At 65.8% G+C, this 18,871-nt stretch carries 13 protein-coding genes; 7 read left to right on the top strand and 6 right to left on the bottom strand.

Annotation, left to right across the window (positions count from 1 at the left end; all coding sequences use genetic code 11):
- Positions 1 to 19: 19 nt before the first annotated feature.
- The gene (locus tag ACLBKT_RS13125) at positions 20 to 1,825 is read right to left on the bottom strand and encodes an aminopeptidase P family protein (RefSeq protein WP_410183357.1); all 1,806 of its coding nucleotides are present in this window, start codon (positions 1,823 to 1,825) and stop codon (positions 20 to 22) included.
- Between the two features lie 135 nt (positions 1,826 to 1,960).
- Here ACLBKT_RS13125 and ACLBKT_RS13120 point away from each other — a divergent pair, with 135 nt between their 5' ends.
- Positions 1,961 to 4,183 carry a S9 family peptidase gene (locus tag ACLBKT_RS13120; RefSeq protein ID WP_410183356.1) on the top strand — a complete coding sequence of 741 codons (2,223 nt, stop codon included), beginning with the start codon at positions 1,961 to 1,963 and terminating at the stop codon, positions 4,181 to 4,183.
- A gap of 87 nt (positions 4,184 to 4,270) precedes the next feature.
- The gene (locus tag ACLBKT_RS13115; RefSeq protein ID WP_410183692.1) at positions 4,271 to 4,669 is read left to right on the top strand and encodes an acyl-CoA thioesterase; all 399 of its coding nucleotides are present in this window, start codon (positions 4,271 to 4,273) and stop codon (positions 4,667 to 4,669) included.
- A gap of 118 nt (positions 4,670 to 4,787) precedes the next feature.
- On the opposite strand, the gene ACLBKT_RS13110 is transcribed toward ACLBKT_RS13115, so the two are convergent.
- A complete protein-coding gene (locus ACLBKT_RS13110) occupies positions 4,788 to 6,524 on the bottom strand; it encodes a diguanylate cyclase (RefSeq protein WP_410183355.1) in 1,737 nt (578 codons plus the stop codon).
- 246 nt (positions 6,525 to 6,770) lie between these two features.
- On the opposite strand from ACLBKT_RS13110, the gene ACLBKT_RS13105 reads away from it, so the two are divergent.
- Genes ACLBKT_RS13105 through ACLBKT_RS13095 form a run of 3 tightly spaced genes read left to right on the top strand, consistent with a single transcriptional unit; the run spans position 6,771 to position 9,570 of the window.
- Positions 6,771 to 7,832, top strand: a complete 1,062-nt coding sequence (locus ACLBKT_RS13105) for a substrate-binding domain-containing protein (protein ID WP_410183354.1) — start codon at positions 6,771 to 6,773, stop codon at positions 7,830 to 7,832.
- A gap of 44 nt (positions 7,833 to 7,876) precedes the next feature.
- Positions 7,877 to 9,022 (top strand): DUF2157 domain-containing protein, encoded by a 1,146-nt coding sequence (locus ACLBKT_RS13100; RefSeq protein WP_410183353.1) that lies wholly within the window; start codon positions 7,877 to 7,879, stop codon positions 9,020 to 9,022.
- Positions 9,019 to 9,570 carry a GDYXXLXY domain-containing protein gene (locus ACLBKT_RS13095; protein ID WP_410183352.1) on the top strand — a complete coding sequence of 184 codons (552 nt, stop codon included), beginning with the start codon at positions 9,019 to 9,021 and terminating at the stop codon, positions 9,568 to 9,570. The genes ACLBKT_RS13100 and ACLBKT_RS13095 overlap by 4 nt, the downstream gene beginning before the upstream one ends.
- Positions 9,571 to 9,577: 7 nt before the next feature.
- Here ACLBKT_RS13095 and ACLBKT_RS13090 read toward each other — a convergent pair whose 3' ends face one another.
- The 3 genes from ACLBKT_RS13090 to ACLBKT_RS13080 all read right to left on the bottom strand — a co-directional run bounded on the left by ACLBKT_RS13090 (position 9,578) and on the right by ACLBKT_RS13080 (position 15,269).
- A complete protein-coding gene (locus ACLBKT_RS13090; protein WP_410183351.1) occupies positions 9,578 to 11,944 on the bottom strand; it encodes a TonB-dependent receptor in 2,367 nt (788 codons plus the stop codon).
- A 223-nt stretch (positions 11,945 to 12,167) separates the two neighbouring features.
- Positions 12,168 to 14,582 carry a DNA translocase FtsK 4TM domain-containing protein gene (locus ACLBKT_RS13085; RefSeq protein WP_410183350.1) on the bottom strand — a complete coding sequence of 805 codons (2,415 nt, stop codon included), beginning with the start codon at positions 14,580 to 14,582 and terminating at the stop codon, positions 12,168 to 12,170.
- A 150-nt stretch (positions 14,583 to 14,732) separates the two neighbouring features.
- On the bottom strand, positions 14,733 to 15,269 hold the full coding sequence (locus ACLBKT_RS13080; protein ID WP_410183349.1) for a thiamine phosphate synthase: 537 nt from the start codon (positions 15,267 to 15,269) through the stop codon (positions 14,733 to 14,735).
- A gap of 22 nt (positions 15,270 to 15,291) precedes the next feature.
- On the opposite strand from ACLBKT_RS13080, the gene ACLBKT_RS13075 reads away from it, so the two are divergent.
- Together ACLBKT_RS13075 and ACLBKT_RS13070 are read left to right on the top strand one after the other, a co-directional pair.
- Positions 15,292 to 15,954, top strand: coding sequence for a YggS family pyridoxal phosphate-dependent enzyme (locus tag ACLBKT_RS13075; protein WP_410183348.1), 663 nt, complete (start codon positions 15,292 to 15,294; stop codon positions 15,952 to 15,954).
- On the top strand, positions 15,951 to 16,307 hold the full coding sequence (locus tag ACLBKT_RS13070; RefSeq protein WP_410183347.1) for a hypothetical protein: 357 nt from the start codon (positions 15,951 to 15,953) through the stop codon (positions 16,305 to 16,307). Before ACLBKT_RS13075 ends, ACLBKT_RS13070 begins: the two co-directional genes overlap by 4 nt.
- Positions 16,308 to 16,498: 191 nt before the next feature.
- Here ACLBKT_RS13070 and ACLBKT_RS13065 read toward each other — a convergent pair whose 3' ends face one another.
- On the bottom strand, positions 16,499 to 18,862 hold the full coding sequence (locus tag ACLBKT_RS13065) for a TonB-dependent receptor (RefSeq protein WP_410183346.1): 2,364 nt from the start codon (positions 18,860 to 18,862) through the stop codon (positions 16,499 to 16,501).
- Between the last annotated feature and the right edge of the window lie 9 nt (positions 18,863 to 18,871).

Below are 18,871 nucleotides of genomic sequence, written 5' to 3'. Positions count from 1 at the left end.
CAAGCCCGGGGCGGGAAGATTAGAGGGGCTGAGTTTCCCGCTCCACCCACGCCCAATCCTCGCCGGTCAGCCGCGGCGCAAGCACCTCGCGCACCCGGGCATGGTAGGCATCGACCCACGCGATTTCCTCGGCCGTCAGCAGCGCCTTCTCGATCAGCGTGCGGTCCAGCGGCACGAAGGTCAGCGTCTCGAACCCGAGATACTTGCCTTCCTGACCGGCAATCTCCCGCTCCTCGACCAGCACGAGATTCTCGATCCGGATGCCAAAGGCGCCCGGCTTGTAATAGCCCGGCTCGTTGGAGAGGATCATGCCCGCGAACAGCTCCTGCCCGGTGCCCGCCTGCCCGCCCGAAGGCTTGGCAATGCGCTGCGGGCCTTCGTGCACGGCGAGCACGCTGCCCACGCCGTGGCCGGTGCCGTGGGCGTAATCGACCCCCGCTTCCCACAGATATTGGCGCGCCAGTACATCGAGCTGCGCGCCGCAGGTGCCCTGCGGGAACACTGCGCGGGCGAGCTGGATGTGGCCTTTCAACACGCGGGTATTCCGGTCGCGCATTTCCGCCGTCGGCTCACCCGGGCCGATCCACACGGTGCGGGTGATGTCGGTGGTGCCGCCGGGATATTGCCCGCCCGAATCGACCAGATAGATCGACGATGGCGGGATCGGGATATTGCTGTCCGCGTCGACCTTGTAATGCGGCAGCGCGGCATGGCCAGCGGCGGCCGAGATGGTGTCGAAGCTGAGGTCGGAAAGGCCCGGATCTTCCGCGCGGAACGCCTGCAACCGGGCGGCGGCGGAAAGCTCGTCCACGCCCCCCTTCGGCGCTTCGATTGCCAGCCAGCGCAGAAACCGCGAGACCGCCGCCCCGTCCCGCGCCTGCGCATCGCGCTGGCCGTCCTGTTCGGCGGGGTTCTTGATCGCTTTGGCAAGGATCGTCGGGTCCTGCTTGAAGGCGAACGTGGCACCGCCCGCCCGCAGCGCCTGGGCGATGCCGACCACCGCGAAATCGGGATCGAGCGCGACGCTCTTGCCCGCATATTCGCGCAAGGCACTCTCGAACGCCGCACGGTCGCGGATCGTGACCGCGTTGCCGAGGTGGCGGGTGAGTTCGGGCGTGACCTTCTCGGGGGCGATGAACAGTTCGGCGCTGCCGTCCTTGCGGGCGATGACATAGGACAGGGCGACGGGGGTGTGCGCCACGTCCGCACCGCGAATGTTGAGCAGCCATGCGACCGAATCGAGCGCCGGGATCACCACCGCATCATGGCCTTCCCTGACCAGCCAATCGGCCACCGCCGCGCGCTTGTCTGCCGAGGAGCGCCCGGCGCGCGCTTCGTCGTGGACCGTCGCCACCGCCGCCGAGGGGGCAGGGCGATCGGCCCACACCGCGTCGATCGGGTTGCTCGCCGCCGGAACGAGCGTGATGCCTTTGGGATTGACCTGCTTTTCCAGCGCTTCGACCCAGGCCCAGGTATGGAGCCACGGGTCATAGGCGATGCGCGCGCCATCCTCGCACACCTCGGCCAGCCATCCGGCGAGGCTTTCGGCCGGCACGCTCTTGTAATCGAACAGGTGCCCGTCGACTTGCTCGCGCACCTGCACGGTGTAGCGCCCGTCGACGAAGATCGCCGCGTGGTTGAGCGTCACTGCCGCAAACCCGGCTGAGCCGCCGAAACCGGTCAGCCAGCCCAGCCGCTGGGCATAGTCGCCGACATATTCGCTCATGTGCTCATCGCTGATCGGCACGATGAACCCGTCCACGCCGCGGCGCTTCAATTCCTCGCGCAACGCGGCCAGGCGGGCTTCATGGGTCTGCATCAGCATGTCGTCGATCCTCGGCTTATCGCGCGGGGCTCTTGCCGCGCCGGAATGTATCACTAGAACGGCCAACATAGGCCCAAAACCCGCGTCTTTCCACCCGGACGCACGCTGGCCTCCTGCCATAAGGGACGACCCATCATGACCCGCCCGATCAGCCGCCTTGCTCTTGCCACCGCGCTGGCGGCCACCACTTGTGTGCCAGCCGCCGCGAACACCACCACCCGAGAGGAACAGTCCCGCGTGACCACGTCATCCGCCGCTTCCACTGCCGCCAGTACCGACATCGCACCGCCCGTCGCGGCCAAGCGCCCGCACACCTACACGCATCACGGGATCACCATCGAAGACCCCTATGACTGGCTCTACGACAAGTCTTACCCGGTGGTGGATGACGAGGATGTGCTGAACCACGTCAAGGCCGAGAACGCCTATTTCGAAGCGAAGATGGCGGGCCAATCGGCGCTGACCGAAGCGCTGTTCACCGAGATGCGCGCCCGGATCAAGGAAGACGACAGCACCGTCCCGCAGAAGGATGGCGATTACCTCTACTGGTCCGAGTTCGAGGAAGGCGCGCAGTATCGCAAACATTGGCGCAAGCCCGTTGCAGGCGGCGAGGCTGAGCTGCTGATCGATGAGAACGCGCTGGCCGAGGGGCAGGAATATTTCCGCCTGGGCGCTGCCTCGATCAGCCAGAACCAGCGCTATCTCGCCTTTTCGACCGACACCAACGGGTCGGAGCGCTACACCGGGCGGATCAAGGATTTGCAGACCGGCGAATTGCTGCCCGATGTGCTGGAAAACCTGCGCGGCGATCTGGTGTGGGTCGCGAATGATACGGCGCTGGTCTATGGCCCCTCGACCGAAGAGTGGCGCACGCTGGAAGCCAAGCTGCACGTGATCGGCACACCCGTCGAAAGCGACGTCACGCTCTACAAGGAGGAAGACCAGAGCTTCGGCGTCGGCACCGGGCTGACGGCGCAGGAAGACTGGCTGATCATCGCCACCGGCGACAACGAGACGAGCGAAGTGCGCCTCGTCCCCGCCGCCAACCCGACGGCCGAACCGATTCTGGTGAAGGCGCGCAAGAAGGGCGTCGAATACAGCGTCGATGTGCGTGACGGCGAGCTGTGGGTGTGGACCAATGACGATCACATCAACTTCCGCCTCGCCAAGGCGAGCCTCAAAGCGCCGGGTGACTGGCAGACGGTGATCGCCGGGTCGGACGAATTCTATCTGACCGGCTTCGACCTGTTCAAGGACTTCTTCGTCACCGAGGGGCGCCGGAACGGCCTCGATCAGATCGAACTGCGCCAATATGCCGATCCGGCCAAGATCACGCCGATCGCCTTCCCGGAAGCAAGCTACACCGCGGGCCTGTCCAACAACCCCGAATATGACATGACCAAGCTGCGGCTGTCCTACCAGAGCATGGTCACGCCGAGCACGGTCTATGACTACGACGTCAAGACCGCCAAGCTGGAGACGCTCAAGACGCAGGAAATCCCCAGCGGCTATGACGCCTCGCTCTACACCACCGAGCGTGTGACCGTGCAGGCGCGCGATGGCACGATGGTGCCGGTCAGCATCGTGATGCGCAAGGACCGGGCCGAGATCCTGAAGAAGGCCGGGATCGAGGGGCCGGGGCCGCTGCATCTCTATGCCTATGGCGCCTATGGCTATGCGATCCCGCCGGGCTTTTCGACCTCGCGCCTCTCCCTTGTGGATCGCGGGTTCGCCTATGCCATCGCGCATATTCGCGGCGGGGACGATCTCGGGCGGCGCTGGTATCTGCAAGGCAAGATGTTCGAGCGGACCAACACCTTCAACGATTTCGTCGATGTCGGCCGCGGCCTGATCGCCAAGGGCTACACCGCCGAGGGCATGGTCACCGCCAGCGGCGGCTCGGCCGGCGGCGAGCTGATGGGCGCGATCATCAATCAGGACCCCAAGCAGTACGGCGCGATTGTCGCGCACGTGCCGTTTGTCGATGTGCTCAACACGATGCTCAACGAGAAGCTGCCGCTCACCCCGGGCGAATGGCAGGAATGGGGCAACCCGATCACCTCCAAGGCGTCCTTTGCCTATATGCTGTCCTATTCGCCCTATGATCAGGTGGTCGCGCAGGACTATCCGCCGATGCTGGTGACCGCGGGGCTGAACGATCCCCGCGTCACCTATTGGGAACCGGCCAAGTGGGTCGCCCGCTTGCGCGAACTCAAGACCGACGACAACCTGCTCTTGCTCAAGACCAACATGGGCGCAGGCCATGGCGGGCAATCGGGTCGCTGGAACTCCCTCAAGGAGACGGCGGAAGAATTCGCCTTCATCCTGTGGCAGATGGGGATGGCGCCGAAGGACTAAAGCCCTTCAAACCCGTTCGTGTCGAGCGAAGTCGAGACACTTGTCCTGAAGCCTCTCGCCTACGCTCGAGGCGAACGGAGAATAATGATGCCTTCGACCTTCACCCGCACCTTCGTGGCGCTCCCCGAGCACATTGACGAGCTCGGCCACGTCAACAACACCGTGTGGGTGCAGTGGATACAGGACATGGCGACGGCGCATTGGGATGCTGTCGCGCGGCCCGAGGATCGCGCGGCATTCTTCTGGGTCGTGGTGCGGCACGAGATCGATTATCGCGGCAACGTGTCCGAAGGCGACACCGTGACCGCGACGACGTGGATCGAGGGCCCGGCGCTGGGTGCGAAATCGCTCCGGCGGGTGGAGTTTGCCGATAGCGCAGGCAAACGCCTTGTCAGCGCGGCGACGACATGGGCGATGCTCGACCGCGCCACAGGCCGGCTGGCGCGGGTGCGACCCGAAGTGCTGGCGGCGTTTGCGGACGACTAATCAACCCCGTTCGTTCGTCCTGAGCTTGTCGAAGGACTGCACTTTTCCTGACAGCCTGCACCAAGGCCGGAAAAGCAAAACGGCCCTTCGACAAGCTCAGGGCGAACGGAGCGAGTTGCTATGCCAAGCGTTCCCGGCCGCGCTCCGGCGGGGCGCTGGTGAACACTGTCAGGCGTTCATAGGCGAGCCGGTTGCGGCCCGACGCCTTGGCTTCGTACATCAGCGCGTCGGCGCGGGCGTAGAAATCGGCGAAGGCCATCTTGTGGCGGGTCGCTTCGGTCAACACGATCACGCCCATGCTGGCGGTGACCGGCAGGTCGAGCCCGGGCACTTCCTTGGCGATCCGCATCGGAATCGCCTGCCGCAGCGCCTCGGCCCGTTCGAGCGCGCGTGGTCCGCGCAGCAGCACCACGAATTCCTCGCCCCCCAGCCGCACCGCGATCGAATCCCGGTCCCCGGTCGCGCGGATCGCGCTGGCGCAGGCGATCAGCGCGGCATCGCCAACCTGGTGGCCGTGGAGGTCGTTGATCGCCTTGAACCGATCAAGATCGACCAGCGCGAAGGTATCGAAGCCCTGCGCCACCAGCTCGTCGAAGCGCGCTTCGATGGCGCGGCGGTTCATCAGGCCCGTGAGCGAATCGCGGGTCGAGATCTGTTCCAGCATCTTCGCTTCGGTCAGCGCCGCATCGCGCTCGCGCCGCAGGGCGAGGAAGCGGTCCGCAATCGCGAGGCTGATCACCACCACTTCGATCCCGACCGCGACATAGATCATCTGGTCGAGACTGGAGGGGCCGACGTGCCAGCCAAAGCCGCGCAACAGACGCTCGATCGAGGCAATGATGATCGGCATCCAGGCGGCGGCAATATAGCGCGCCGAGCGGCTGCCCCGCAGCACCGCCGCGATCACCGCCATGCTGATCACAAGGATGCAGGGGATGAACGTGATGAAATAGCCGCGGTCGTCGAATGGCTGGGTCGCATCGAGCTGGAGCGCGAAGAACCCGGGCGCGATCATGGTGAACCAGCCGGTCATGATCGTCAGGTTGCGCATCACCCGCGATTGCGCGCCGCGTTCCAGAAAGGTCGCCAGGAACAGCATCGAAAGCCCGGCGCCGATGGCGTAGGACAGGGGCGACACGACGGCGAGAACAGCAACCGGCAGCGTCACGAAGGCCGAAGCCAACCCTCCCGCGGTCACCACATAGGTCATCATCGCGCTGACCATTGCCGCATGGAGCACCACGAAGCGTTCGCGCAGCACCAGGAAGAAGCTGATGTCGAACAACAGCGGCAGCACCAGCATCCCGGCCACGAAGGCCAGCAGCATCATTTCGGATTGCGACCATTCGGCCTCGCCCGGATCATGGGTGATGCGCGCCTCTGTCAGCAGCGGGACCGAGTGTGGGGCTTCGATCCGGGCCAACAGCACGGTCGTCTCGGCCGTGATTTCGGGCAGGGGGAGCTGGAACACCGGGCCAGACGGGAACGGCACGCCATCGGCCTCCGTGAGGCGCGTGACGCGGCTCTCGCCATCGGCGTCGAGCGCGTGGAAGGTGATCGATGTGAACCGGGCAATGCGGGAGAAGAACTGCCGCGGGAGCTTTTCGCCCTCCCAGCGTCCCGCCTCGAACCGAAGCCAGACCACGGGCACGTCGGACCGCCATGATTGGTTGTTGCAGACCCAGCGCCCCTGCGCCTGCATGTCGCGCGCGGTGGCCTCTACGCCGCTGGCGGCATGGCAGGTCGGCGCAAAGACAGGCACAGTATGATCATTCGCCGCAGCCGGACGCGCGGCCAGCAGCGCGATGAGCGCAGCAGCCAGAACGTAACGGAACATGAGGCGCGCAAGTGCCATGTGGCGGCTCATACTATGCAAGCTGTTACGATGCTGTTAAGCGAAAAACCGCCATTTTGGAGGAATATCACGCATTGTCATGCACTTGCGTGGAGTTACCTATACTGCTGTATTCAAAAAATTCAGCATACCGATCCGGGTGAAGGATAGTCACAAGCTTGTCATGAAGTCCGCCTAGGGGCGGAACGGGGCGCGCCTTTTGCGCCATCTGGGCAGGGGTTCGATCCGAACTCATCGGGAAAAATCATGGCACATTCAATCACTAAGTTCTTCAAAGTCGGCGGGTTGCTGGCACTGGGCGCGGCAAGCCTGACCGCTTGTGACAGCGGCGACGGTTCGGCCAATCAGTCGGTCCACGCGGTGGGTTCTTCCACCGTCTATCCCTTTGCCAAGCTGGTGGCGGAGAATTTCGCCCGGTCGTTCCCCGACAAGCGTTCGCCCCTGATTGAATCGACCGGGACGGGGAACGGCATCCAGCTGTTCTGTTCCGGGCTCGGCCCCAACACCCCCGACATGGTGAACGCCTCGCGGCGGATGAAGCCGTCGGAATTCGATAGCTGCGCATCGAACAAGGTGGACGAGATCATCGAACTGCAGGTCGGGCTGGACGGTATCGCCTTTGCCTCGGCGAAGGGCGGGATCATGCTCAACCTGTCGCCCAAGACGGTGTATGAAGCGCTCGCCGCGCGGCCCTATGGCAAGCCGCAGACCGCCAAGACCTGGAAGGATGTCGATCCGGCGCTGCCGGCCGATCCGATCCTCGTCTATGGCCCGCCCAGCACCTCCGGCACGCGCGATGCGCTGAAGGAGCTGGTGATGGAAGTCGGTTGCAAGACCGATCCGGCGATGAAGGCGCTCAAGGACAGCAACGAGGACGAATATCGCCAGATCTGCACCGAAGTGCGCGATGATGGCGGCTATGTCGATCAGGGCGAGCAGGATAACCTCATCGTCCAGAAGATCGTCGGCAATCCGCGCGCGGTGGGCGTGTTCGGCTATTCCTACATGGAAGAAAACGCCGACCGGGTGCAGGGCCTGCCGATGAGCGGGGTCGATCCGACCTACGACAACATCGCCAGTTTCAAATACCCCGGCGCGCGCCCGCTGTTCGTCTATGTCAAGAAAGCGCACATGCGCGCGATCCCGGGGCTTGAGGACTTCATGAAGGAATGGGTCAAGAGCTGGGGCAAGACCGGCCCGCTCGCCAAGGTCGGGATGGTGGCGATGCCGGATGATGCGATGACGGCCAACGCCGCCAAGGTGCAGAACATGGTGCTGCTGACCAAGGCCGAACTCGAAGCCAAATAGCCGCGCCGATTGCCCGGCAGCGGGCAAGCGGGTAGCGTGTCGCGATGAGCGCGCGCAAGATCGTCCAATGGCACGACGCCGGCCTGATCGACGCGGCCACGCGTGACCGGCTGCTGGCCTATGAGACCGAACACGCCCGCCCGCTGGTGCTGTGGGCGGTGTTCGGGATCGGCGCGCTGGCGATCGGGTTGGGGCTGGTGTCGGTCATAGCGGCCAACTGGGAAGATATTCCCGGTCTGGTGCGGCTGTCGGTCCACTTCGCGCTGATGGCAGGGACGCTGGCCGCGCTGTTCCTGCGCGAAGAGCGGCTGGCGGAGCGCTCCCCCTGGGTGGTCGAGGCGCTGGTGTTCGTCACCGCGGCGCTCGGCCTCACCTTCTTCGGGCATCTCGGGCAGGTCTATCAGACGTCCGCGCCGCTGTGGCAGCCGCTGGCGCTCTGGCTGGCGCTGTTCGCGCCGCTGCTGCTGCTGATGGGGCGCAGCTGGCCTGCGGCTCTCGCCGTGATGGGCGGCAGCGTGTGGACGGTGTGGGAATATGCCAGCGCCAACACGGGATACGGTGTCATCCTCGATACCGGCTGGAGCGTATGGCTCGCCTTCGCCACGGCGCTTCCGGTTGCCTTTGCAGCGCTGGCCGCGGGGATGCGCGGCCGCAGCGCCCGCCCGGATTTCTGGCGACGGCTCGAACAGCTTGCACTCGCCTACGCCGTCTGCGGCGCGTCATTCGCCTGCGCCGTCGCAAGCGCGGGGGGCTTTCACCAAAGCGCGCTCTCACGCGAAGCCGCGAGTGTGCTGACAAGCGGTGTGGTCGCCGTGCTGGCCGGTCTTGGCGTGATGCTGGCGCGGCCCTCCGTCTCGGGGCGGATGGCAGGCGCGATCATCGCCGGAGCGGGATTGGCCGTGCCGATCGCTTATGTCACCGACGGTGCGACTGTCCCTGCCGCGCTGCTGTTCATGGCGCTGTGGGCGGGGTTCGCCGCCGCCGCGCTGGCGGCACAGTGGCGCGGGGTGTTCCAGCTCGCTGTCGGCGTGATCGCGCTCAGGCTCATCATCCTCAGCTTCGAACTGGCGGGCGATCTGTTGACGAGCGGCTTCGGGCTGATCCTGTCCGGGGTGATGATCCTCGCCGTGGCTTGGGTCGCGGTGCGGGTGTCCAGACGCTTCGCCCCGCGTGAGGAGCCCGGCGCATGAACCGCCTGATCCGCCTTGCCGCTGTCATTCTCCCCGTCCTCGGCCTCGGCGCGCTGTGGGCGCAGAGCGACCGCACCTACCATCAGGGCACCGAATGGGAGGTGCCGATCATCGGCTACGATCCGCGCGATTACCTGCGCGGGCACTATATCGAGTTCGCCTATGACTGGCCGGGTTTCGACGAGACGCAGGACGGCGTGATTTCCGAATTGTGCCTTTCGGGCGAGGCGCCGCGCCTTCGCACGGTCGCTCGCCGGACCGCAGGGCAGCCTTGCGCCCACCCCGTGCGGCTGGAAGCCGACGGCGTCTACCGCGCGAATGGCCTCGTCAATGGCCGCCTCTATCTCGGTCAGGACCGTGCCACCCGGCTCCAGGAGCAACTCAGCAGCGGCGACCAGCGCGGGATCGTGACCATCCGCCAGCGCGAGGATGGCAGCTTCACGCCCGTCGACATCCGCTTCCGCCCGCTGACCCCCGCCGAGATTGCCGAACTTGATGCGCAGCCGGCGGAGGAATCGCTTCCCCCGCCCGCCATCAAGTCCCGTTAGGGCACGGTCAGAACTTCGCCGTGACTTCCACCCCGTAGAACTGCGGTTCGGCTGGGATGAAGGTCGGAATGCCGAACGCTCCGCCGGTGTTGCCCGCATCGAGCAGGTAGTCTTCGTTGAAGGCGTTGCGGATGAAACCGGCGATCTCGTACCGCTCATCGGCAAAGCTGAGCCCGGCGCGCGCGTTCACCAGCGTCACCGCTTCCTGCGCGATCAGCGGGTTGTTCGGCACTTCGAAGAAGATCCGGCTGCGGTGGGTCACGCTCGGCGTGGCGAAGAAGCGCATCCCGTTGCCGAATGCGTAATCGACCGTGAAGCCGCCAGCGGCCTGAAATTCCGGCTGCAACCGGAACCGCGCGCCAGAGAAGGCCGGCGAGAACGCGCCGTCCTCGTCAATCCCGCCGTCGATATAGCCGAAATTGCCGAAGACATTGAGCCAATCGGTCACGTCCACCGCCAGCTCCGCTTCGACCCCGAGGTTCGAGGCCTTGCCCGCACTCTGCGTGACGAAGGCACCGGTCGGGTTGCCATTGGCATCGAGCTGCGCGACCGAGACCTGGAAGTCGTTATAGACCTGGTAATAGACCCCGATCGATCCCGAGACGCGGCCCGTCGCCAGCTTGATCCCGCCTTCGTAGTTCCAGACGGTTTCCTCGGCGATGGTCTGGACGTTGGGTACCGGACGCCCGCCGCTGCGCGCGGCGGCGACCTGCACCACCGGCGACCGGCGACCCTTGGAGATGGTGGCGAAGACATTCACGTCATCATTGATGCGGTAGAGCGCGTTGACGCGGGGCAGCCACGCTTGGAACCACTTGTCGGCTTCAAACGTCCGGCCGCCGGTGTCGATCTGACCGGGGATCAGCGCCGCACGGCTGATCTGGCTGTTGGGCACGCGGGCGAAGAATTGCGAGCCGCGATATTCGGTCAGCCAGCGGATGCCCGCGGTCAGTTCGAGGCTTTCGAACGGGATCCAGGTGGCGTCGGCAAACAGCGAATAGGCTTCGTTGCGGCCCTGATTCTCGAACACCGAGGTATAGGGAATCGCCGTCGCCGCCCCGCCGGTGAGGATTGCGGTCACGCCGCTCGCCGGGACCGAGCCGTTGGGCGCGACGCAGGCGATGCCCGGCACCAGCGGCGCACCGAACAGCGAGGAGAGGCACTGGAGGAAGGTGCCTTCCTCGGTGGCGAAGGGCACGTTCTGGCGGCCGTCCTCGATGAAGGCGTTCCAGCCGAAGCTCGAACGCAGCTTGGTGCCGGAGTAGGTGAAGCGGCCTTCGTGGCTGACCTGCCAGCCCTCGGCGATCTCCGCAAATTCGAGGAAGGGCGCGGCCGAGCCGTCGGCGTCGAACACTTCGGCGCTGTCGAACTTGCGATAACCGTTGACGGTGGTGAAGCTCCAGTCGGTATCGAACTGGTGGTCGATGGTGAGGTTGAGGTCATAGACCTCGCGGTTGAGACCGAGCTGGTCATTGCCCAGCGCTGCCGCGCCCGCCGGATTGCCGCCGAGATTGGCGTCGCGGAAGGCATTGGCCGATCCGCCGGGCGCGCCGGTGAAGGCCGGGAAGCGGCCCGAAATGAACGGCGTGCCGCCATTGCGCTGCTGGTCATAGGTGCCGACGAGGTCGACCGTCAGATCCTCGGTCGGGCTCCAGCGCAGCGAGGCGCGCAGGCCGAGCTGGTCCTGCGCGTAGAGCTCTTCGTCCTGATTGGGCGAGAGGTTCTCGACATAGCCGTCGCGCGTGCGCCATTCGCCCGCCAAGCGGAAGGCCAGTGTGTCGCTGCCGACATTGACGAAGCCGCCGAGCAGGGTCTGGTTGAAATTGCCATAGCCGCCGCGCACTTCGGCCGAGAAGCCTTCGCGCGGGCGGGCCGAAACGAGGCTGATCGCGCCGACCGCGCTGGCGGTGCCGAACAGGGTCGCCTGCGGGCCCTTGATCACTTCGACGCGTTCGAGATCGTAGATCGCCTGATAGGACCCGCGCGAGCGCGAGATGTCGACGCCGTTGTAATAGAGCGTGACGCGCGGACCCTGCTGGGCCGAGCCGCTGTCCGAGGTGATCCCGCGGATCACGATGCCGGGGTTGTTGGCGCTCTGCTCCTGAATCAGCAGGCCGGGGACGTAGCTGGAAAGCTCATCCAGATCGGTGACGCCGAGATCGCGAATCCGCTCGCCAGTGGTGGCGGTGATGGTGATCGGCACGTCGACCGCGCGCTGTTCGATCTTCTGGGTGGTGACGATAATCTCGTTGCCCGAGGCGGTGTCGCTGCCTTCCGGGGCTACGGCGGCCTGCGCAAAGGCGGCCTGCGGTGCGGCAGCGAGGATGGTGGCGACCGCGACGAGCGAGACGCGCGAGAGGGTGGTGCGGTTCATGTTCTGGCTTCCCTGTTGCATGAGAGAGGCCTTGCCCGTGACACCTATTGGTGACGCAGAGGCGACGGGCGGATGAAGCGCGCGTTACAGGGAATTTACAATTTGAAGGCGTTGCCGAATTGCATCGGAGGCCCCGAGTTTCTCCCTGTCCCGGACTTGATCCGGGATGGGGAGGGACCGGGGTGCCCCATCGCGCAAGGGAACGGTACTTCCGCGTGGGATGCTAAAGCGGATTGCCGTCCTTGTCCCGGTAGATCTCGCGCCGGCCGACATGATTGGCGGGGCCGACGAAGCCGTCTTCCTCCATCCGCTCGATCCACTTGGCGGCGGTGTTGTAGCCCACGCCCATCTGGCGCTGGAGCCACGATCCTGACGCCTTCTGGTTTTCGAACACGATCTGGCAGGCCTGGCGGTACTTGCGTTCTTCCGGGTTGTCCGACGCGGTGAATTCATCGTCGAAGCCGAACCCGCCGCCGTCCTCAGGCTCTTCGGTGACGGCGTCGATATAGGTCGGCGATCCTTGCGCGCGCCAGTGATCGGCCACGGCTTCGACCTCTTCGTCGCTGACGAACGGCCCGTGGACGCGCAGCATCGCGCCGGTGTTGGGCTTGTAGAGCATGTCGCCCTTGCCCAGCAATTGCTCCGCGCCCTGTTCGCCGAGGATCGTGCGGCTGTCGATCCGGCTCGTCACCTTGAAGCTGATGCGGGTCGGCAGGTTGGCCTTGATGACGCCGGTGATGACATCGACCGAAGGCCGCTGCGTCGCCATGATGAGGTGGATACCCGCCGCGCGGCTCTTCTGGCTGAGGCGCTGGATCAGGACTTCGATTTCCTTACCCACCGTCACCATCAGGTCGGCCAGCTCGTCGACGATCAGCACGATCTGCGGGAGCGGCTGGTAATCGAGCTGTTCTTCCTCGAACAATTGCTCGCCGGTTTCTGGGTCGAATCCGGTCTGCACCCGGCGTCCCAGCGGCTTGCCCTTGGCGATCGCGGCGCTGACCTTCTCGTTGAAGGAGGTGATATTGCGCGACGAGATCGCGCTCATCATCCGGTAGCGCCGCTCCATCTCCTCGACCGCCCATTTCAGCGCGCGCACCGACTTGGCCGGCTCGGTCACCACCGGCGAGAGGAGGTGGGGGATATCGTCATAGGTCTTGAGTTCGAGCACCTTGGGATCGATCAGGATCAGGCGCAGTTCGGTTGGCGTGAAGCGGTAGAGCAGGCTCAGCAGGATCACGTTCAATCCGACCGACTTGCCCGATCCGGTCGTACCCGCGACCAGCAAGTGCGGCATGGCGGCCAGATCGGCGATGATCGGTTCGCCCGCGATATCCTTGCCGAGGATGATTGGCAGGTTGCCCTTGGCTTCGGCAAAATCGGCGCAGGCGGCCAGCTCCTTCAGCGCCACCATCTGGCGATCCTGATTGGGCAATTCGATGCCCATCACGGTGCGCCCGGGGATCGGCGAGACACGCGCGGAGATAGCGCTCATATTGCGGGCGATGTCTTCGGCCAGGCCGACCACGCGGCTGGCCTTGATGCCCGGGGCGGGCTCTAGCTCGTACATCGTCACCACCGGACCGGTGCGCACGGCGGTGATTTCCCCCTTCACGTTGAAATCGTCGAGCACGTTTTCGAGCAGGCGGGCGTTGCGTTCCAGCGCCAGCTTGTCGAGCTTGGGAGCCTTGTCCACCGGGGGTTCGGCGAGCAGGTCGAGGCTCGGAAGGTTGAACGGCGCGAACATGTCGGTTTGCGCGGTCTTGCCCGCCGCCGCGCGCTTGGGCGGGGCGGAGGGATCGCTGATTTCCGGCGGACGGCGCGGGGGCTGCGGGCTTGGCTCCGTCGCCGCCTCACCCTTGCCGATGCGGCGCGGGCGCGGGGCAATCACATCATCGTCGTCGGTGTCGTCTCCGGCAAAGCCGAGCGCCGGGACAGATTCGCGGCCCGGCAGCGGCAGGCGGCGCATCAGCCCGGACAGCGAACCGCCACCCAGAAACTCGGGCAGGCTCATCAGCACGCGCCAGTCGATCGCGAAAATCCGCGTCAGCAGGCCCACGCCGATCGCAAGGCTGGTGAGCGCGAGGCCGAGAATGACCCAGCCTTCGGCATCCGCGCCGAACCGCGCCGCCACTGCCTGAATTGCTCCGGCGCCGAGCAGCCCCGAAAGGCCGCCCGCCTGCGCGGGCAGCGTGCCGCCCTGATCCTCGAACGCGAGGCTCAGCACGGTCGCAATCAGAGTCATCGCGATCAGCAGCAGCGCGGTGGGCATCCACCAGGCGGTGGTTTCGGGCGCGTCGCCGTTCTCGACATCGCGCCACAGCTTGCGCGACGAGACATAGAGCAAAGGCAGCAGCAGCACGCCGGGCAAGCCGAAGATCAGCAGTACCTTGTCCGCCGCCCAAGCCCCCATCGTCCCCATCCAGTTGGCGACCTCGCCCGGATCAGCCGCGGTCGATCCGCTGGGATCGGTCTGGGTGTAGCTCGCCAGCGCGAGCGCGAGAAACACCGCCGCGCCCAGCAGCAACCCGGCGCCGGTCATCTGCGCGATTCGGCGCAAGCTGCGGCGCAGACCTGCGCGCCATTCGGCGTCAGTCTGGCGACCGGGTTTGACGGGTGTGACCGCGCGGCTGGCCATGGGGGTTCTCCTGTGCAGAACACATCATGAATCCTCGGCGGACTCGGGTCAAGGAAAGAGCGATGAACGACATGGCGGCGGGATCGTCCCTAATCCCCTGCGTCGCTCGGCAATGGCATCATTGTCACCCCGCCGGCGCGGGGTGAAACGTCAGGAAAGTCCGTCAATCGCCGCCCAGCGCTTCCAGCCCAGCGCATGCGCCCGCGCCGCATCCATCCCGCCCAAGGCGATCACCGGCAGCCCCGCTTGCCGTGCCAGCAGACGGAACCGCACCGGCCCCAGCACCCGGCCGCCCGGATGCGAGCGGGTCGGGAAGACCGGCGAAAGCAGCGCCGCATCTGCCCCCAGCCGCGCCGCCAGCCCCAGTTCGGTGAGGTCATGCGCGGTGGCGAGGTGGATCAGGCCGCTGCGGCGCGGGGTCAGCGCGCGGGGTGCGCCATAGATCCCGTCCGCCCCCCACTCGCGCGCGGTCAGCGCCGAATCGGCGAGGATCGTGACATGACCCCTCGCCCGCGCGATCCGCCGCAAGGCCCGAAACCGCGCGTAACGTTGCGGCCCGGCGAGATGGTAATGGCGATAGATCCACCCCGATCCGCGCGGCAGCTTGGCCAAGGCGCGCGCCAGCCCCGCGTCATTGCGCGCATCGCTGATCAGCCACAGGGCGGGGAGGGGCTTTGCGCGCGTCACGCACCCGCTATAGAGCGCCCCCATGGAAAATGCAGCGTCCCGCCTCGCCGAAGTCCGCGCCAATATTGCCAAGGTGTGCAAACCCGCCCGGCGCGCGCCTGCCGACGTCACGCTGATTGCGGTCAGCAAGACCCACGATGCGACCGCGATCCAGCCGCTGATCGACGCGGGCCAGCGCGTGTTCGGGGAGAACCGGGTGCAGGAAGCGCAGGCCAAGTGGCCCGCCCTGCGCGAAAGCCATCCCGATATCGAGCTCCACCTCATCGGCCAGCTGCAATCGAACAAGGCGGAAGAAGCCGTGGCGCTGTTCGACGTGATCCATTCGCTCGACCGTCCGAGCCTGCTGACCGCGCTGGCCAAGGCGATGGACAAGGTGGGGCGGCGGGTGCCGTGCTTCGTGCAGGTCAATATTGGTGACGAGGCGCAGAAGGGCGGCTGTCCGATCGCGGAGCTGCCCGCCTTTCTGGAGGCTGTGCGTGCCGCCGATGTGCCGCTGGCCGGACTGATGTGCATTCCCCCCGCCGACACCGAAGCCGCGCCGTTCTTTGCCCTGCTGGCGAAGCTGGCGGCGGATCACGGCCTCACCGGCCTCAGCATGGGGATGAGCGGCGATTACGAGACGGCGGTGATGCTGGGCGCGACCCATGTCAGGGTGGGCACCGCGCTGTTCGGGTCTCGCGGGTGAGCGCAACGCTTGCCCGGCTCGACGCCTTCAATGCCGCATGGCGTGCACGGCTGTGCGCGGGGACGGCCCAAGTCCGCATTGAGGGGCGCCCGCTCGACCATCCGCCGGGCCTGCATTCCGCTTGTGCTGACGCTCTGGTCACCAGCCTCGGTTATCAGGCGATTGGCGGCAATTGGGAACTGCTCGATGCCGAGGCGGAGCCGGATGGCCCACGCTCGGCCCGGGCCGCGCTGGTCGAGGCCTTCGCGCGCCAGATGGTGTTCGCGCACGAGCCGTGGCTGGGTGAGGCCGATGCGCTGTCGATGGGCGAGGATTTGCTCTCCTGCTTCGACCCCGCACCCGCCAGATCGTGACCAACCGCATGTATTTCGGCTGGAATCCAATCACTTCGGCGACCTTCGAATGGGCCTTCGTCGCGTTCGACGATACCGCCATCGCGCTGTTGCTCGCCACCGCCGAAGACTGAACGAAAAAGGGCGCCCCGTTGCCGGAGCGCCCTGTTCAGTGAGAACGATCGCCCGGAGGGGCGATCGCCACACAAACATCAGAATTCAAACAGCGCTTCGATCCCGACGTTGCGGCCGCGCAGCAGCGGGCTGAAGGTACCGGCTGCCGGACGGTCAGCAAAGGGCAGGCGCACGCCGGTCGACAGCGGGCCGCCGAACGGAACCTGCGTGTCGCCGCCTTCCTGGACCTCGTCGAACAGATTGCGCCCGTAGACCGAGAGCGACAGGCCTTCGACCGGGGTGTTCCAGGTGATGTTGGCTTCCAGCTGGTGGATATCGTTCAGCCAGCCGAAGTTGTCATCGGTATAGGCCGCCGTATCGCGGTACTGGTAGTTCACGCGGGTCAGGATGTTGCTGCTGCCCAGATCCAGTTCGTGGATCAGGCCCGCGCCCACCGTGACCGGAGGAACGCGCGGCAGGCTCAGCGCCAGGTCACGCCCGTTGATCTGGCCATCGCCCGAGATGTCGAACAGGATCTCGGTATATTCGGCGTCGATCACGCCGATATTGGCGGTCAGGATCAGCGCGTCGGTCGCACGCAGCCGCATTTCGGCTTCGATCCCGTTGATCGAGGCGTTGGCGGTGTTGAAGATCGACTGGGCCACACCGGCGGTCGGCGACGACTGGTTCACCTCGCGCTGCATGTTGTCGATCTTGGTGACGTAGCCCGCGACGTTGAAGGTGAACACGCCGTCGGCGGTCTGGAACTTGCCGCCCACTTCGTAGGTGTCGACCTTTTCCTCGTCGAAGGCGAGCGAACCGCCCGGCGCCAGCGCGATCTGTTCGAAGGCGTTGGCGTTGGTGATGCGGAAGTTATAGCCGCCCGAACGGAAGCCGCGGCTCCAGTGGCCGTAGATCTGGCTGTCGCCGAATTCGTACTGGAGGCCGAGCTTCGGCGAAACGTTGCGGAACCGCACGCGATCGGTGAAGCCGTTGTTCTCGGTTGTCGCGCCGGTCACCGGGTTGAGCAGAACCGGGTTGCGGCCCGAGGTCGGGCAGGTGCCATCCACCACCGAACAGGCCGGACGCGGCCGGACGTAGGTGACGGCGGCGTCCTTGGTTTCCTGGTTCCAGCGGATGCCCGCGATGACCGAAAGGCCGTCGATCACTTCGTACTGCGCGTTGGCGAACACGCCGAGCACTTCGTGATCCTGACGGCCACCGCCGAAGAACTGGAGCGGGCTGGCAAGCGGCAGCGCGCGCTGTTCGGTGTAGGCGAGGTTCTGATCGAACCAGAACCCGCCGAAGGTCAGGTCGAGCCCGCTTTCGGTCGAGATCGCGTAGCGCAGCTCGTTCGAGAACTGCTCCTGCGCGGTTTCGGTTTCCGAGTGGAACAGGAAGCGCGGGGTCGCGTCGATATCGCCATCGGTGGTGGCGTCATACTTGCGCCAGCCGAACACGTTGGTCAGCGTGCCTGCGCCGATATCCATCGTCGCGGTGAGCGAGCCGGTCCAGATCTCGTTGGCGTAGCCGCCGGGGTTGTCGATCGCCAGATCATAGGTGTTGCGATCATAGATCCCGCGGTTCTGGGCCGACGGGCCGTCGCCATCGCTTTCGAAATAGTCGAGCTTGCCGAGCAGGGTCAGACCGCCAAGCCGCGCTTCGAGCGCGCCGCGCAGGATCTTGGTTTCGGCCTTGCCGTGGTTTTCGGGGATGTTCGGGTTGGTCAGCGAGGCGAGGTTGCGGAAGTAACCTTCGTCCTTGTTGTAATAGGCGCCGAGCTTGAACAGCAGCACGTCTTCGACGATCGGGCCGCTGATCACACCGCTGACGGTGTAGTTGGGGCCGCCGCGTCCGCCATCGAGCGCCGGGCCGTCAACTGCGGCGCGGAACTTGCCGCGGAAATCTTCGGTCGGGTTGCCGGTGTTGATCACCACCGCGCCGCCGGTCACATTGCGGCCGAACAGCACGCCCTGCGGGCCGCGCAGCACTTCGACGCTGTCGAGGTCGAACAGGTCGAACACCACGCCGCCGTTGATGCCGAGATAGACGCCGTCCACGAACACGCCGACGGTCGGGTCGATCGACGGGATCGACGAGTTGATGCCCAGACCGCGCACCGAGAAGTTGGCGGTGCCACGGCTGGTGCCGACCTGGTCGAGGCTGACGCTGGGCGCCTGGAACGACAGGCCCGAGATGTCGCGGATCTTGAAGGCTTCCAGCGTGCCGGCGTTGAACGCGGTCACAGCCAGCGGCACGTCCTGCACGTTTTCGGCATCCTTGGTCTTGGTGCCGGTGACGAGGATTTCGTTGATGGTGTCGAGCGCGCTGGTCGTTTCTTCCTGCGCGGGTGCTTCAGCGTCCTGCGCCTGCGCCGCGACCGGGATCAGCGCCGCGGTCGAGACCAGCAGCGCCAGCTTGCCGAGCCGGAGGCGGCGCGGCAGGGATTGTGCGATGTTCATGTTATAACT

The sequence above is a fragment of the Erythrobacter sp. W302b genome, from assembly GCF_046452395.1.
GTDB lineage: Bacteria > Pseudomonadota > Alphaproteobacteria > Sphingomonadales > Sphingomonadaceae > Erythrobacter.
Note: the sequence above shows the minus strand (reverse complement) of the source record. Positions and strands in the feature narration are given on the sequence as shown.